15 protein-coding genes and 1 pseudogene are annotated in these 14,791 nt (G+C 72.0%); 12 read left to right on the top strand and 4 right to left on the bottom strand.

Annotated elements, in window-relative coordinates:
• Positions 1-25: 25 nt before the first annotated feature.
• The 9 genes and pseudogenes from VKK44_RS05725 to VKK44_RS05765 all read left to right on the top strand — a co-directional run bounded on the left by VKK44_RS05725 (position 26) and on the right by VKK44_RS05765 (position 7,915).
• Positions 26-1,781: pseudogene (locus tag VKK44_RS05725) on the top strand (replication initiator).
• On the top strand, positions 1,778-1,960 hold the full coding sequence (locus VKK44_RS05730) for a helix-turn-helix transcriptional regulator (protein WP_343445787.1): 183 nt from the start codon (positions 1,778-1,780) through the stop codon (positions 1,958-1,960). The pseudogene VKK44_RS05725 and the gene VKK44_RS05730 overlap by 4 nt, the downstream one beginning before the upstream one ends.
• Complete coding sequence (locus VKK44_RS05735) at positions 1,960-3,177, top strand: tyrosine-type recombinase/integrase (RefSeq protein WP_343445788.1); 1,218 nt, start codon at positions 1,960-1,962, stop codon at positions 3,175-3,177. The genes VKK44_RS05730 and VKK44_RS05735 overlap by 1 nt, the downstream gene beginning before the upstream one ends.
• Positions 3,178-3,351: 174 nt before the next feature.
• Positions 3,352-4,023, top strand: coding sequence for a hypothetical protein (locus tag VKK44_RS05740; RefSeq protein WP_343445789.1), 672 nt, complete (start codon positions 3,352-3,354; stop codon positions 4,021-4,023).
• A gap of 151 nt (positions 4,024-4,174) precedes the next feature.
• Positions 4,175-4,531, top strand: a complete 357-nt coding sequence (locus tag VKK44_RS05745; RefSeq protein ID WP_343445790.1) for a hypothetical protein — start codon at positions 4,175-4,177, stop codon at positions 4,529-4,531.
• A gap of 327 nt (positions 4,532-4,858) precedes the next feature.
• Positions 4,859-5,212 carry a nuclear transport factor 2 family protein gene (locus tag VKK44_RS05750; protein WP_343445792.1) on the top strand — a complete coding sequence of 118 codons (354 nt, stop codon included), beginning with the start codon at positions 4,859-4,861 and terminating at the stop codon, positions 5,210-5,212.
• Positions 5,213-5,474: 262 nt separating this feature from the next.
• Positions 5,475-5,813, top strand: coding sequence for an immunity 51 family protein (locus VKK44_RS05755; protein ID WP_343445793.1), 339 nt, complete (start codon positions 5,475-5,477; stop codon positions 5,811-5,813).
• A 369-nt stretch (positions 5,814-6,182) separates the two neighbouring features.
• Positions 6,183-7,151 (top strand): threonine/serine dehydratase, encoded by a 969-nt coding sequence (locus VKK44_RS05760; RefSeq protein ID WP_343445794.1) that lies wholly within the window; start codon positions 6,183-6,185, stop codon positions 7,149-7,151.
• Positions 7,152-7,288: 137 nt separating this feature from the next.
• Positions 7,289-7,915 (top strand): hypothetical protein, encoded by a 627-nt coding sequence (locus VKK44_RS05765; protein ID WP_343445795.1) that lies wholly within the window; start codon positions 7,289-7,291, stop codon positions 7,913-7,915.
• Between the two features lie 72 nt (positions 7,916-7,987).
• Here VKK44_RS05765 and VKK44_RS05770 read toward each other — a convergent pair whose 3' ends face one another.
• The 3 genes from VKK44_RS05770 to VKK44_RS05780 all read right to left on the bottom strand — a co-directional run bounded on the left by VKK44_RS05770 (position 7,988) and on the right by VKK44_RS05780 (position 10,126).
• A complete protein-coding gene (locus tag VKK44_RS05770) occupies positions 7,988-8,473 on the bottom strand; it encodes a roadblock/LC7 domain-containing protein (protein WP_343445796.1) in 486 nt (161 codons plus the stop codon).
• The gene (locus VKK44_RS05775; RefSeq protein WP_343445797.1) at positions 8,470-8,841 is read right to left on the bottom strand and encodes a hypothetical protein; all 372 of its coding nucleotides are present in this window, start codon (positions 8,839-8,841) and stop codon (positions 8,470-8,472) included. The genes VKK44_RS05770 and VKK44_RS05775 overlap by 4 nt, the downstream gene beginning before the upstream one ends.
• Positions 8,842-9,085: 244 nt before the next feature.
• The gene (locus VKK44_RS05780) at positions 9,086-10,126 is read right to left on the bottom strand and encodes a DNA glycosylase AlkZ-like family protein (RefSeq protein WP_343445798.1); all 1,041 of its coding nucleotides are present in this window, start codon (positions 10,124-10,126) and stop codon (positions 9,086-9,088) included.
• Positions 10,127-10,800: 674 nt separating this feature from the next.
• Between VKK44_RS05780 and VKK44_RS05785 the strand changes: the two genes are divergently transcribed.
• From VKK44_RS05785 to npdG, 3 genes are all read left to right on the top strand, one after another.
• Positions 10,801-11,499 carry a histone gene (locus VKK44_RS05785; RefSeq protein ID WP_343445799.1) on the top strand — a complete coding sequence of 233 codons (699 nt, stop codon included), beginning with the start codon at positions 10,801-10,803 and terminating at the stop codon, positions 11,497-11,499.
• 91 nt (positions 11,500-11,590) lie between these two features.
• Positions 11,591-13,027: an RNB domain-containing ribonuclease gene (locus tag VKK44_RS05790; protein WP_343445800.1), complete on the top strand. Its 1,437-nt coding sequence runs from the start codon at positions 11,591-11,593 to the stop codon at positions 13,025-13,027.
• A gap of 103 nt (positions 13,028-13,130) precedes the next feature.
• Positions 13,131-13,829: an NADPH-dependent F420 reductase gene (gene npdG / locus VKK44_RS05795; RefSeq protein WP_343445801.1), complete on the top strand. Its 699-nt coding sequence runs from the start codon at positions 13,131-13,133 to the stop codon at positions 13,827-13,829.
• A 64-nt stretch (positions 13,830-13,893) separates the two neighbouring features.
• Here the strand turns inward: npdG and panB are convergent, their stop codons facing one another.
• Positions 13,894-14,739, bottom strand: coding sequence for a 3-methyl-2-oxobutanoate hydroxymethyltransferase (gene panB / locus VKK44_RS05800; RefSeq protein WP_343445802.1), 846 nt, complete (start codon positions 14,737-14,739; stop codon positions 13,894-13,896).
• Positions 14,740-14,791: the final 52 nt, after the last annotated feature.

A 14,791-nucleotide genomic window follows, 5' to 3' on the forward strand; every position in this document is an offset into this window, starting at 1 on the left:
GCATTCGGCTCGCGGGGGTGGACCGATGACGGCGCCGACTCTGCCCGGCCTCGCGCCGGCCGACCCGACCCCGGCTGCTGCTCCTCGGCCGGGGTCGCGGGCGGCTCGCATGGCGCTGCCTCGTTCGGTGGACGTGCTCAAGGAGATCGCCGCCGAGTACGGCGTGTGCGTGCGTCCCCTTGCGATGCGCCGCACGGATCTCGACACCGGCCGGACCGAGGTCATCGACCTACCCTGCGGCGCGACGCGGGAGGACAAGTGCGCGCCATGCGCGAAGAAGAACCGCCGGCTGCGGCAGGCCCAGATCCGGGAGGGCTGGCACCGCGACGACGAGCCGCTACCGCCCCCGGAGCCGGCGACCGACGAACAGTCGTCCCTGATCCTGTTCCGGGCACACCTGGAGTTCTCCCGCGACGAGGCATCCCGGGCGTGCCAGTGGGACCAGGTCGACGACCTCGACGAGGCGATCCGCGAAGTGGAAGAGGCCATCGCGGCCGAAGGGCTCCGGGGACGGGTCGCCCCTCCGCACGCCACCGGCGATGAGGACCAGGGCGACGACGACACCGGCCCGCGCCGCAAGCGCTCCACCCGGCGGCGTCAGGACGCCCCGGAACTGCCTCGCCGCAAGGTCGAGCCGCGCACGGTCGGCAGGACGTACACCGCCCCGGACGGGGCCACCTACCGGCCGTCGATGTGGCCGACGCTCACCCTCGACTCCTACGGCCCGGTCCGCCCCGACGGCACCCCGCTCAACCCCGACCGGTACGACTACCGCCGCGCCGCGTGGGACGCCGTGCACCTCCCGCGTCTGCTCGACCGGTTCTGGCAGAACCTGCGCCGCTGTGAGGGCTGGAACGTCCAGTACGCCGGCTGCGTCGAGCCGCAACGCCGCCTCGCCCCACACGCGCACTTCGCCATCCGGGGCACGATTCCCCGGGACATACTGCGCACCGTCGCGGCGGCGACCTATCACCAGGTGTGGTTGGCCGGCGGTCGACGTCCAGCGATACACCGTCGAGCGGCCTCCGGTGTGGGACGAGGACGCCTCGGCGTGGGTCGACCCAGACACCCGCCAGCCGCTGACCACCTGGACGGAAGCCCTCGACGGCATCGACGCCGATCCGGACGCGGAACCGGTGCACGTGGTCCGCTTCGGCGCCCAGGTCGACGCGCGCGGCGTCATGCCCGGCACCGCCGACGCGGAGCGGACCATCCGGTACGTCACGAAGTACATCACCAAGCACACCGGCGACTGCCACAAGGCGACCACCGACCGGCAGCGGGCGCACCTGGACCGGCTGTGGCGGGAACTGCGCGTGACCCCGTGCACCGACCGCTGCGCCAACTGGCTGCTCTACGGGGTCCAGCCGAAGAAGGCACACGCGAAGCTCAAGCCCGGCCGCTGCAAGGGAAAGGTCCACCAGCGCGACACCCTCGGCATCGGCGGCCGGCGCATCCTCATCTCCCGCGACTGGTCCGGCAAGACGCTCTCCGACCACAAGCACGATGTACGGGCCTGGGTGCGGGCACTGCTCGGCGTGACTGTCGGCCTGGATGGCGTCGACGACCAGGGCGCCGCCGTCGAACCGGTCCGCCACGCCTGGGAACTGGCCCGCCCCGATGACCCGGACGTGCCGGCGATGGCTCACCGGCTGCTGCGGTCGATCAACGAACGCGCCCGCTGGCGCTCCGAACTGCTCGCCGCCAAGGACCGCGCGGCCCAGCTCCCCGCAGACGCCTCGATGACGGACGCGGACGACAAGACGGGGGAGGGGCTGTGATGGCCAAGGACGAGCTGTGGACGGTTCGGGACGTGTCGGCGTATCTGCGGGTGCCGCAGGAGACGCTGTACCGCTGGCGCAAGGTCAAGTACGGTCCGCCGGCGGCCCGGGTCGGCCGACACCTGCGCTACGAGTCCGAAGCGGTCCGGGCGTGGGTACGTGAGCAGGCGGCGGCCTGATGGGGCACGTCGAGGATCGCTGGTACAAGACGCTGCATCACCCGGGCGGGCGGAAGGAGCGGGTCAAGACGCAACTGTTCGGCAAAGGGCTGCGCTACCGGGTGCGGTACATCGGGCCGGACGGCAAGGAGCGTAAGAAGTCCTTCCCGGACCGGGCCAAGCGCGAGGCTGAGGCGTTCATGGTCTCAACCGAGACGGACAAGCTCCGGGGCTCCTACGTCGATCCGCTGGCCGGCCGGATGACGTTCGCCGAGTACGCCGAGACCTGGCTGCGTACCCGGTCCTTCGACGAGTCGACGCGGGAGGTCACCGAGCATCGGGTACGCAAGCACCTGCTGCCGTTCTTCGGCTCTCGGCAACTGGCGGCGATCAAGCCGGGCAACATCCGGGAGTGGGACGCCGCGTTGGTCGGCAAGCTGGCCCCGGCGACCCGGGCCGTGATCTTCGCGCACCTGCGGACCATCCTCGGCGCGGCCGTCGACGACCAACGCATCGCGAAGAACCCGTGTTCGGCAAAGTCGGTCACCGCGCCGCGCCCGGTGCAGCGTCGGGTGGTGCCGCTGCGCTACGACCAGGTTTCGGCAATCCGCGGTGGCCTCGCCCAGCGGTACCGGGCGATGGTCGACCTGGGCGCCGGCTGCGGTCTGCGGCAGGGCGAAATCCTCGGGCTCGGCGTCGACGACATCGACCTCGACGCCGGATGGGTGCACATCGTCCGGCAAGTCAAGCTCGTCCGCTCCCGGCTCGTCTTCGGCCTGCCCAAGAACGACCGGGACCGCCGGATACCGCTGCCCGACTCCGTCGCCCTGGTGCTGCGCCAGCACATCGACGACTTCCTGCCTGTGTCGCTCACCCTGCCGTGGGAGAACCCGGCCGACGAGGAGCGGGTGACGGTGCCGCTGCTGTTCACCACCACCCGGCGGGGTGCGATCAACCGCCACACCTTCGACGACAAGAGCTGGCGTCCCGCCGTACGCGCGGCCGGCATCACGCCGACCCGGGCCACCGGGATGCACGCGCTGCGCCACTTCTACGCTTCGTCGCTGCTCGACGCAGGGGAGAGCATCAAGGCCCTGGCGTCGTACCTCGGCCACGCCGACCCCGGCTTCACGCTCCGGGTCTACACGCACCTGATGCCGGCCAGCGAGGAACGCACCCGGCAGGCCATCGACCGCCTGTTCGAGCCTGGGTCCGGAGATGCGGGATCGCCATCGTGAGATCGACCGCCAGGATCTTGCCGACGGCTGCCAGGCTCCCCCGATGACCTTGTTTCTCATGACGGCAACTACTCGTCTCAGCGTCTACTCGTCCGCCACCGCGTCGGTCCGTCCAGCGCCGTTGCTGTCGTCCGTTGATCCTCTTGACCAGACACGCTGAGTAGGGTCGGCCCGGTGAATCTGAACCTTTTCCACGATGTGCCCAAGGGCCTCACGCTACGGGCCCGGTCCTTCATCCGCGCGCACGGCGTCAAGGTCGACTGCCTGCAAGTCGAGCAGTACCGGGAGCGATGGGTTGCGCTAGGGATTCCTTCGACAGAGATCGACCGGGTGGCGGTCTATCAGGAGCGCTGGGGCGGTCTGGTCTTGCCTCCAGCCCCGCAGTACGACGGCGGCCCCAGGTACCTCGGCGTCGATACACCGGAAGGGTCGATCACTGAGGGATGGTGGTTCGAAGCTGGCACACAGCGGACAGCGGTTCCGTATGCCTTCATGATCGGACCTGCCGGCGAGTTCGGGATTCACGCAGGGGATTGGGTTCCTCTACATGCCTCCATCGAGGGTTGGGTGGAGTCTCTTGCGTTGGCTGACCACGCAGCCATGTGGGCGAAGCAGATCACGAAGGTCACCGGCGATGAGCTGGATGACATCGCGTTAGGCGACTACGAGCCGGTGCGAGAGGTCATGGGGCTGGCGGACACCTGGTGGCGGGGCACTGACTCGCTGGTGGCGATCTACACAGGGGAGGCAGAGTGCCTTTCCTTCCCTGCGGGTCGCACCGCACGGATCTACTCCGGGCTTGATGAGTGGGGCCTACGCGGCGGAGTCGCTGAGGGCGACAGCTAAGGAGCTCTGATGAACGTAGTCGCGACCAACGGCGAACGAATGCGGCGGTTGATCACGGGCCCTTGCAGACTCACCGCAGCGTCGCGAGGGTGGAGAACCCAGATCGACGCGCAGTCAACCGAGATGCTTCAACAGGCAGGATTTCGAACAGATGGACCCACGCCCTCTCCGACCCGGTGATCACGTCGAACTTGCCTGCGAAGCGGTCGAGTGGCTGGATCGGGTCTCCTTCCCGGCCGTGGTGCGGGTCGTGTTCACCGATGCGCAGGGCCGCGCATGGTCGCTCGTCGACAAGGCGCCCATCTTCGGTACCGACCTTGATCCCGCGTCCGCGTTGCCGACGCCGGCTGCGGTGCGGTGCGTCGTCAAGGAGTTCCGCGACATGCCTGACGCCTCGTCGGCGTCGCTGGTCCTGGTCTCGACCGAGCCTGACGGCGTGGCGACCGAGGATGGAACGGCCGTTTTCCTCGTCTCCGTGGACCTTCTAGGCCCGGTGGCATCCAGATAGTTGCCGGCGCGATCCGGTCGGCTTGTGACCCGGCGGAAGTGCGGTCGTCGAGGCTTCCGAAATTTCGCCAGACGCCCTGGCGACGCCCTGGGAGGGCATTAGGAGGGTAAAACGCCTGCTCAGAGTGCGTGCACCCTTCACAATCCGGCGTACAGGTCGACTCGTCCGTCGCCCACCAGCTCAGAGCCGTGATTAGGACCCCCTCAGGTCGCCGACCGGATCATGCCGAAGTTCGGTTGTGCCGCTACCGCCGTGCTGGGCTGGGCTGGCATTCTGCCGCGAGCGAATCCGCTTGTCTTGATGCGGGGCGCTGTAGAGGATCGCTGGATGGATCTCCATACTGCGGAACGGCAGCTCCAAGCCGCGCAGCGCGCCGGCGATGTCGAGTCCCTCGACGGCCTTCTGCACCCCCGGGTCGTGGGCGCTGGACCGGATGGCACGGTCTTCACGAAGGAAGATGACCTGGAGAGCTACCGCTCGGGGGCCCTGCGCATCACCAACCTGGTGGAGGAGTCGCTCGATGTCCAGGAAGACGGCGAGACGGGCGTGACCCGGATGGTCGCTGCGGTGGATGCCGTTCAGGGCGGTGCCGTTGTGTCCGCGCGGTTGCGCTACACCCGGCTGTGGGTGCGTGAGGACGGCAACTGGCGGGTGTTAGCCGCCACCTTCGTCCCGGTCTAGTGAGCGCTTCGACTGCCGTGGTCAGGTCGTCTGCTGGGGGCGTCGCGTGCCCAGTGGTAGAAAGCCGGGTGCTGATCAACGAACGGTCGACCGCCTTCCGCGCTGCGGTCGCTGCGGCACCCAGTCTCGACGTGCAGGTGCCGAACCGTCCCGAGCGGACGCTGTTCGATCCCGACTGACCCTGCTCCGACGTGGGGCGGTGTCCCGGCGGCTGTCTCTTCCGGATCTTGCGCCGATCACCGCCCGATGCCAGGCTTCGAAGATGACCTTGCTCAGGCTGATCGAGACGACTCCAGGACGGTATTCACTGCTGCTGGATGCGGGAACCACGCCGGTTGACGCCCTTGTCGAGGAACTCGGTCACGAGCCCAACGGGTACTTCTGGAAAGGGGTCGCGGAGGTTCTCGTCCGCACCGAGGCGCCGACGCTCCACGGCCGGTTCGCCTACGATCCGGAGGGCGGCATGTTCTGCGCTCACGGCGCTGATCGAGCCGCGCTGCACGAGCTGGAAGCTCTGATGAACCTGGTCGTGTCCGACGGTGAACGCATGCGTCGACTGGTGACGGACGCCGAGGCGAGCGGGTTCGAGTTCGACGACTGACAGCCCTCCGGCCTGCTCCTGGCCCTGCCGCCCAGCCCGACCGCCCCGAGCGGGTGGCGGAGCTCCGTCGAGGGCACCCCGCGACAGGTCGGCCGTCGCGAGCTCCGGCCGGAGTTCGGCGCCGTGCCATCGACTCGTCGGCCAGCGCTGCGAGAACCACCGCACCAGCTCGCCGAGCGAGGTCACGTAGGTGGCGAAGGCGCACTCCGGCGGGCCGGCGACCGGGGGTGCGGTGGCGGCCCGCAGCGGGCCCGCCATGCGTCGAGCCGCCTCGGCCAGCGTCCGACCGGCGGCGGTGACCTGCACCCCGCTGCCGGTACGGTCGAACAGGTCGGTGCCTGGATCGAGGGGTTGTGGCACGCTGCGGTGATGATCGCGCTTGCGGACATCGAGTCGGCCGCCGACCGGATCGCCGGCCACGTGCTACACACGCCCACCGTGCCCAGCCCCGGCCTGTCCGAGCTGCTCGGCGTGCCGGTCACCGCCAAGCTGGAGCTGCTGCAACGTACCGGATCGTTCAAGGCCCGGGGCGCGGCGGCGAAGCTGCTCGCGCTCGACGACGCCGAGCGGGCGGCCGGCGTGGTGGCGGTCAGCGGCGGCAACCACGGCATCGCGGTGGCGGTGATGGCCGGAACGCTGGGCGTGGCGGCGACCGTGGTGATGCCCCGGACGGCGCCGGCGCGGGCCGTCGAGGTGGCCCGCGCGGCCGGTGCCGACGTCCGCCTGACCGACGGCATGGCCGCCGCGTTCGCGCTCATGTCGCGGTTGCGGGAGGACGGTCTCACGCTGCTGCACCCGTTCGACGACCCGGTGGTGCTCGCCGGGCAGGGCACCGTCGGGCTGGAGTTCGCCGACGACGCCGGTGAGCTGACCGACGTGCTGGTCAGCATCGGTGGCGGGGCGCTCGTCTCCGGGGTGGCCGCGGCGCTGCGGGCCCGCCGGCCGGGGGTCCGGGTCTGGGGCGTGGAGACCGAGGGCGCGCAGGCGATGTCGCAGGCCCTCGCCAAGGGCGGGCCGGTCGAGGTGCCGCTGTCCTCGATCGTCACGACGCTCAGCGCGCCGACCGTCTCGCAGCTCACCTACGACCACGTGACGGCGCTGGTCAGCGAGGTGCTCGTGGTCTCCGACGCGGAGGCGGTGCGGGGCACCGTGGAGTTGGCCGAGCACGCGAAGGTCTGGGCCGAGCCGGCGGCCGGATGCCTGCTGCCGGCCGCCCGCCGGGTACGCGACCGGGTGGGTGCGGACGCCCGGCTGGGTCTGGTGCTCTGCGGCGGCAACACCACCGTCGCCGACGTGGTGGCGTGGACCGCGACGCTCACCGAAAATCGCTCATATTGACAGATCTCGGTCTTTGTGGCACTGATGGTAATCGACGGTCATAACGTCTCCATAGCCGGGGCATCCGTCCGCCACACCGGCCCGAGCCGGCGAACGCTGGCGGTCGGGGGTGATCGACCCGGCGAATGGAGGACATCATGAGGTTCCGTATCAGGACCGTCGGGGCGTTTCTCGCCGTGGCCGCCGTCAGCACGCTCGTCGCTTCGGGCGTCGTGCGTAATCCCGCCAGCGCGGACTGGCGCGGCCTCGCGTTCACCATGGTCCGTTCGCAGGGTGCCGAGACCGCCGGCTGCCTTCCGAACGCCCGTGCCGAGGTGCGGGTCCATCCGCAAGGGCTCAACGAGATCCTGACCATCCGGGCCGCCGGCCTGCCACCACGAACCAACTTCGACCTGTTCGTCCTGCAACTGCCCGACGCGCCGTTCGGGGTGTCGTGGTACCAGAGCGACATGCGGACCAACCAGTACGGCGTCGCCCGGGTGACGGTGATCGGACGGTTCAACGTCGAGACGTTCGCGCTCGCGCCCGGCACCGGGCCCGCGCCGAACACCCATCCCGGTCGCGACGCGACGGTCAACCCGGCCTTCGGCCCGATCCACACCTACCACCTGGGCCTCTGGTTCAACTCGCCGCAGGAGGCGGTGGCGGCCGGATGCCCGGGCGCGACCACCCCGTTCAACGGTGACCACACCGCGGGTGCGCAGGCCATGAGCACCCGCAACTTCCCGAGTCTGGCCGGCCCCCTGAGCCAGGTCGGCTCCTGAATCCGGGAAACCGCGGCCACGTCCGCGAACCGGTCGCGGCGGCCCCCTGCGGACCGCCGCGACCGGCCCGGGTCAGTGCGTGGTCGGGGTGACGCCGTCGAGCAGGTCGGCGAGCCGGGACGCGGTGGTCGGGGCGTGCAGGTGCAGCCGTGCCACGTTGATGCTGTCCGTGCCGACCACGGCGAGCAGCGCCTGCGGGCTGACCGCGTACACGCTGAGGTAGCCGTGCTCGTTGCGCACCGTGGACTGCTGGAAGTCGCCCTGGCCCAGCCGGAGCCCGACCTGCCGGCCCAGCCCGAACATGGTCGCGGCGAGCGCCGCCAGGTCGTCCGGGCTGGCGTCGTTCTGCAGGTTGTGCGTGATGAGCAGGCCGTCGACGCCGCCGAGGACGCAGCCGTGCACGCCGGGAATCTGGAGCCGCAGCGCGGACAACACCTGGCCGATGGCCGGGTACGGCAGCGCCGGGTTGCCGGCCAGCGACGGCGGCAACCTCCGCGCCGGTGGCGGCGTGCCGGCCGCGGCCGGCGTACGGCGGGGGAGATCTTCCACCCGGCTCACAGTTCCAGGCTCTCCTCGATCGTGCGCAGCTGGTGCCGGGCCATCGCCAGGTTGGCCCGGCTCTTGCTCACCATGAGGTAGAGGAACAGGCCCTTGCCGGTGCGGTTGCTCAGCGGCCGGATCAGATGGTACTGGGTGCCGAGCGTGATGAGGATGTCCTCGATCTCGTCGTCGAGCTTCAACATCTCGATGGTGCGCAGCTTGGCGCGGACCACGTCGGTGTTGCCGGCGGCGGCGACCGTCAGGTCGATCTCACCGGTGCCTCCGGCCACGCCGAGTGTCATGCCGCTTGTGTAGTCGACGAGCGCGGCTCCGATCGCGCCGTCGATGCTCATCGCGTTCTTCAACGCGACGTCGAGGTTGCTCACGGTGTTCTCCCCAGGGTGTTGGCCGGGTGGGCCGGTCTCCGCTCGGGGTGTCGTGCGGGCTGACAGCCGGCGCCTCCCGTGAATATGCTTCGTCGAAGGCTTGCACAGGGCGGTCCGGCCTGCACCGGGGCGGCGGGTGATCCACCTGTGTGGTCCGCCTCGGCCGGCCGCTGGCCCCGCAAGTGGGACTCGCCGGCCGATGGTCGATCGTGGACCCACCTGCTAAAGCGGGTCGGGGGAGGGCTCAACCGGCCGGCAGGCGGAGGTCGCGCACGCCCGCCCAGGACGCGAGCGCGGCGAGTTCCCCCCGGACGGCGGCGGTCAGCTCCGGGGTGAACGGCACGTCCGGATGGATGGCGTCGACCCGCAGCACCGACGCCTTACGGTCGACCGTCGCGTCCACCTTGCCCACCAGGCGGTCGTGATGCAGCACGGGCAGCGCGAAGTAGCCCCATCGTCGCCGGGGCGCCGGCACGTACATCTCCAGCCGGTAGTCGAAGTCGAACAGCTCCCGGGCCCGGACGCGGTCGTGGACCAGGCGATCGAACGGGGAGAGCAGGACGGTGCGGCCGGCGAACGGCCGGTCGTCGAGCGCGGCCGGGTCGACGCGCCACGCGCCGGACGTACCCTCGATCTCCGCCGGCTCGCCGGCCGCGCCGACCACGGCGGGCCGGGCCACGCCGAGCGACCGCAGCAGGCGTTCGGCCCGCAGCCGGCGTGCCTCGTCCGCCGGGACCGCCGGGGTGGCCGGGTAGATCCGCTCGGCGAGGTCCCAGCTGCGCTGGCGTCCGACCCGGCCGGCGACCGCGATCTCGCCGCGCGCGGCGAGGAACTCCAGCATCTGGGTGACGTTGCGGTTGTTCGTCCAGCCGGTCGACGGCCAGGGCACCGCGCTGCGGTCCTCGATGTCGCGGCTGAGTCGGGGTCCGGCGTCGCGCAGCACGTCCAGCACGTAGCGGCGGAAGCTGTCGTTGGCGGCCGGCCAGGCGGCCATCTCCGGGCGGTGCAGCGCGAGGTCCGTCATGGGCCGGATCATGGCGCGGTGCTCGAACAGGCTGCGTTCCCGCTCCAGCGCCCGGACCAGGTCGCTCGGCCGGTAGCCGGCGCCGAGTCGGGTCCAGGCGACCAGGTCCGCGTTGGGCGCGACCGCCGCGGTGGGGTCGATCTGGAGGAAGGTCAGCCGGTCCACCGCCGTCCGCAGGTCGGCCGGGCGGTGCGCGTCGAGCAACTGCGCGCGTACGGCCACGCGGCGGGCGGTGACGCGGTCGAGCCGGTACGGGGCCATGCCGGTGAGGCTAATCCGGCGCGGACGGTGGGCTAGGTAGTGAGGGCACCGCCTCCGGGCGGCCGGCTGGCTCGACGCCGACGGGGAGGACGTCGATCCGGCCGCGGCCGGGCGACCCGCCCGCCGCTACCACCGCCGCAGCGGCGAGGGGATCGGCGCGGCCCGGCTCGCCCTGGCCGAGTTGCGCGCCGGCACCCGGTCAGCGTCCGCACGAGGGCGGCGTCGGCTGGCCGGGGGCCCGTCGCGGCACCCGTCTGACGCCCCACGGGACCCGGCGGAGGTCTTCCGCCGTTCCCCGCCGAAACGGCCCCGACCTGGTCTAATGTGGAGAAGGCGATGACTATTTGTGGCGTTCCGGTGGCGGCCGGGCGGTTCCCGGTGCACAGTGATCGCATGAGCGACGACGGAAGTGGTGGGCACTATTACTGGTGCACGCGACACCACCGGGTCGAGACCGATGCCGACGTGTGCCCCGCGAAGCACGTTCTCGGACCGTACGCCTCAGCAGCCGACGCGGAGAACGCCCTGCAACAGGTGCGGGAGCGGAACGACGCGTGGGACGCCGAGGACGCCCGTTGGGCCGGGGAGGGCCGATAGACGGCGCGGGACGGACCGCGTCGAGGTGATCCGTGCTCCGCGAGGGCGAGAGCACGTCCCCAGGAAAGGGAACCGAGATGGCCGTAGCACAGCAGGCCACCCGCCCGGCCGCGAAACGGACGACCGCGAAGAGAACCACCGCGGGTAGGACGACGACGGTCACCAAGGCGTCGCCGAACGCCTCGGGCGCCGGCGCCGGACGGACGCCGGCCAGGAAGGCGGTCGCGAAGAAGGCGGCGGCCAAGAAGGTGGTGTCGGCGGCGCGCAAGGCGCCCGCCTCCAGGACCACCGCCAAGAGCGCGCCCGCCACGAAGACCACCGCGAAGAAGACCACCGCGAAGAAGACGGCGGCGAAGAAGGCTCCCGCGAAGCGGACGACGACGGCGGCGCGGACCACGACGGCGCGGACCACGGCGGCGCGGACCACGGCGGCGCGGACCACGACGGCGGCGGCGAAGAAGACCACCGCCGCGAAGCGGGCCACCGCCGCGAAGAAGGCGCCGGCGAAGAAGACCACCGCCGCCAAGAAGACCACCACCGCGAAGAAGACCACGGCCGCGAAGAAGGCGCCGGCGAAGAAGACCACCGCCTCCACCCGGCCGACGGCCGGTAAGGCGGCGGCGAAGAAGGCGCCCGCGCGCAAGACCACCACGGCGCGCAAGACCACCACCGCCGCGAAGAAGACCACGGCGGCCAAGAAGGCACCGGCCCGCAAGACCACCACCGCGCGCAAGACCACGGCCCGGAAGGCGCCGGCCCGCCGGGCGTCCGCCTGACGGCTGCCGCTGACGTCGGCGGGGGAGGGCCGCCTCCCCGACCCGCCGCGTCGGTGAGCGGAACGAGCGGGGCGCTGTCAGGATTGACCGCGTGGTGATCCGACGCGTACTGGCGCCCCGCATCGACTTCGGCGCGCTGCGCCGCGAGCTGGGACTGCCCGAGAGCTTCCCGGCCGCGGCGCAGCGGGAGGCCGACACCGCTGCCGCGGCGCCGCTGCCGGCCGTCGCCGACCGGACCGACGTCCCGTTCGTCACCGTCGACCCGGCGACCTCGCGCGACCTCGACCAGGCCATGCACCTCGCCCGCCGCCCCGGTGGCGGCTACCGCGTCCGGTACGCGATCGCGGACGTCCTCACCCACGTCCGTCCCGGCGGTGAACTGGAGGCGGAGACCTGGCGTCGGGGCCAGACGGTCTACCTGCCGGACGGCAACGTGCCGTTGCACCCGCACACGCTCAGCGAGGGCGCGGCCAGCCTGCTGCCCGACGTCGACCGGGCCGCCGTGCTCTGGACCATCGACCTCGACACCGACGGCGGCACCGTCGCGGTCACGCTCGAACGGGCCCGGGTCCGCAGCCGCGCCAAACTCGACTACGGCGGCGTGCAGCGCGACGCCGACGCCGGCCGGCTGCCCGAGCCGGTCGCGCTGCTGCCCGAGATCGGCGCGCTGCTCACCGAGCGCGGGCTGCGCCGCGGCGCGATCAATCTGCCGCTGCCCGAGCAGGACGTCGAGCCCGACGGCGACGGCTGGCGGCTGGTGCTGCGCGGCCCCGGCCCGATGGAGGAGCACAACGCCCAGATCTCGCTGCTGACCGGCATGGCCGCCGCCGACATCATGCTCACCGGCCGGATCGGGCTGCTGCGGACCATGCCCCGCCCCCGGCCGGAGGCGGTCGACCGGCTGCGGCTGGCCGCCGGCCCGCTCGGCGTGCCCTGGCCGGACGACACGTCGGTCGGTCGGGTGCTCGCCGGGCTGGACGCGTCGCAGCCCCGCGCCGCCGCGTTCGTCGACCAGGCCGCCGAGCTGATGCGCGGGGCCGCGTACACCGCCTTCGACGGCGCGGTGCCCGAGCAGTCGGAGCACGGCGGGGTGGCCGCCGCGTACGCGCATGTCACGGCGCCGCTGCGCCGGCTCGCCGACCGGTACGCCACCGAGGTCTGCCTGGCCCTGCACGACGGCCGCGAGGTGCCCGCGCACGTCCGCGCCGCGCTGCCGAAGCTGCCGGAGGTGATGGCGGCGACCGACCGGACCGCCGGCGCGGCCACCCGCGGCGCGATCGAACTGGCCGAGGCGGTGCTGCTGGCGCATCGGGTGGGGGAGACGTTCGAGGCGGCGGTGCTGGACGTCGACGAGCCACGCCCGGCGGGCAACGGCCGGCCCGGCCGCCCGCCCGGCGGCACCGTCGCGCTGGACGAACCGCCGGTGCGGGCCCGCTGCACCGGTGAGCTGCCGCTCGGCGAGCGCGTCCGGGTCCGGCTGACCGTCGCCGACCCGGCCGAACGCAAGGTCGCCTTCGAACGCGCCTGACCGGGCTCGTCGAACGCCCGCCCGACCGTTTGCCGCCCGCGCGCGGACATTGTCACAGCGCCTCGACGCGCGGCGCGGCGCTGCCCTTTGCGAGGATGACCGCATGGCTTACGACGCGACCACGCTGCCCGACATCTCCGGGCTCACCGTCGGCATCATCGGGGGCACCGGTGACCAGGGGCGAGGGCTGGCCTACCGGTTCGCCCGGGCCGGGCAGACCGTGCTGATCGGTTCCCGCGCGGCCGACCGGGCCGTCGAGGCCGCGGCCGAGATCGCCGCGATGGCCGGCGTGCCGGCCGACGCCACGGTCACCGGCGCCGGCAACGACGAGGTCGCCCGGCGCAGCGACGTGGTGATCGTCGCGGTGCCGTGGGACGGGCACGCCGCCACCGTCGCCGCGCTCGCCGAACCGCTGGCCGGCAAGATCGTGGTGGACTGCGTCAACCCGCTCGGCTTCGACAAGCAGGGCCCGTACGCGCTGACCGTGGCCGAGGGCAGCGCCGTGCAGCAGGCCGCCGCGCTGCTGCCCGACTCCCGGGTCTGCGCCGCGTTCAACCACGTCAGCGCGCCGTTGCTGGCCGACCCGGAGGTCGACCGGATCGACCTCGACGTGCTGATCTGCACCGAGGACCGGGACCTGGTCGGCGTGGTCGCCGCGCTGGCCGCCCGGATCCCCGGCATGCGCGGCATCTACGCCGGTCGGCTGCGCAACGCCCACCAGATCGAGGCGTTCACCGCGAACCTGATCGCGATCAACAAGCGTTACAAGGCGCACGCCGGCATCCGGGTCACCGACCTCTGAGCCTGCCTGTTGACAGGGGGCCCCTCCGCTGCGCCAGGCGTCAGGAAGGGGCCCTCCTCACCTCTCAGAAGGTGTGCTCGGCGGCGGGGAACTCGCCACCGCGTACCTCGTCGGCGAACCGGCGGGTCGCGTCGGTCAACGCGCCGGCCAGGTCGGCGTAGCGCTTGACGAAGCGCGGCGCGCGGCCGGTGCGCAACCCGGCCATGTCCTGCCAGACCAGCACCTGACCGTCGGTGTCCGGGCCGGCCCCGATGCCGACCGTGGGGATGGACAGCTCACCGGTGACCCGCTTGGCCACCTCGCCGGGCACCATCTCCAGCACCACCGCGAACGCGCCCGCCTCGGCCACCGCCCGCGCGTCCGCGAGCACCTCCTCGGCCGTGTCGCCCCGGCCCTGCACCCGGTACCCGCCGAGCGTGTGCTCGCTCTGCGGGGTGAAACCGATGTGCGCCATCACCGGGATGCCGGCGCCGACGATCGCCTCGATCTGCGTCGCGCAGCGCCGGCCGCCCTCCAGCTTGACCGCGTGGCAGCCGCCCTCCTTCATGAACCGCACCGCGGTACGCAGCGCCTGCGCCGGCCCCTCCTCGTACGAGCCGAACGGCAGGTCGCCGACGACCAGCGAGTGCGTCGTGGCGCGTACCACGGCGCGGACCAGCGGCAGCAGCTCCTCGGCGGTCACCGGAAGCGTGGTCTCGTAGCCGAACACGTTGTTCGCGGCCGAGTCGCCGACCAGCAGCACCGGGATGCCCGCCCGGTCGAAGATCGAGGCGGTGTACTGGTCGTACGAGGTGAGCATGGCCCACCGCTCGCCGCGCTCCTTGGCGGCGATCAGGTCGCGGGTGCGGATCCGCCGGGTGGCCGGCCCGCCGTAGAGGGCGGTCACCTCGGTCGGGGTGGACTCCACCATGACAATCTCCTTCCTCGAGGCCGCGCACGCGGTCCCCGGGTTCCCCGCGATC

Source organism: Micromonospora sp. DSM 45708 (assembly GCF_039566955.1).
In the GTDB taxonomy this organism is placed as follows: Bacteria; Actinomycetota; Actinomycetes; order Mycobacteriales; family Micromonosporaceae; genus Micromonospora.

Bases quoted from the DNA above. Each gene is read 5' to 3' on its own strand.
- VKK44_RS05735 (WP_343445788.1), top strand. From the start codon at position 1,960: ATGGGGCACGTCGAGGATCGCTGGTACAAGACGCTGCATCACCCGGGC.
- VKK44_RS05745 (WP_343445790.1), top strand. From the start codon at position 4,175: ATGGACCCACGCCCTCTCCGACCCGGTGATCACGTCGAACTTGCCTGC.
- VKK44_RS05750 (WP_343445792.1), top strand. From the start codon at position 4,859: ATGGATCTCCATACTGCGGAACGGCAGCTCCAAGCCGCGCAGCGCGCC.
- VKK44_RS05755 (WP_343445793.1), top strand. From the start codon at position 5,475: ATGACCTTGCTCAGGCTGATCGAGACGACTCCAGGACGGTATTCACTG.
- VKK44_RS05760 (WP_343445794.1), top strand. From the start codon at position 6,183: ATGATCGCGCTTGCGGACATCGAGTCGGCCGCCGACCGGATCGCCGGC.
- VKK44_RS05765 (WP_343445795.1), top strand. From the start codon at position 7,289: ATGAGGTTCCGTATCAGGACCGTCGGGGCGTTTCTCGCCGTGGCCGCC.
- VKK44_RS05780 (WP_343445798.1), bottom strand. From the start codon at position 10,126: ATGGCCCCGTACCGGCTCGACCGCGTCACCGCCCGCCGCGTGGCCGTA.
- VKK44_RS05785 (WP_343445799.1), top strand. From the start codon at position 10,801: ATGGCCGTAGCACAGCAGGCCACCCGCCCGGCCGCGAAACGGACGACC.
- npdG (WP_343445801.1), top strand. From the start codon at position 13,131: ATGGCTTACGACGCGACCACGCTGCCCGACATCTCCGGGCTCACCGTC.
- panB (WP_343445802.1), bottom strand. From the start codon at position 14,739: ATGGTGGAGTCCACCCCGACCGAGGTGACCGCCCTCTACGGCGGGCCG.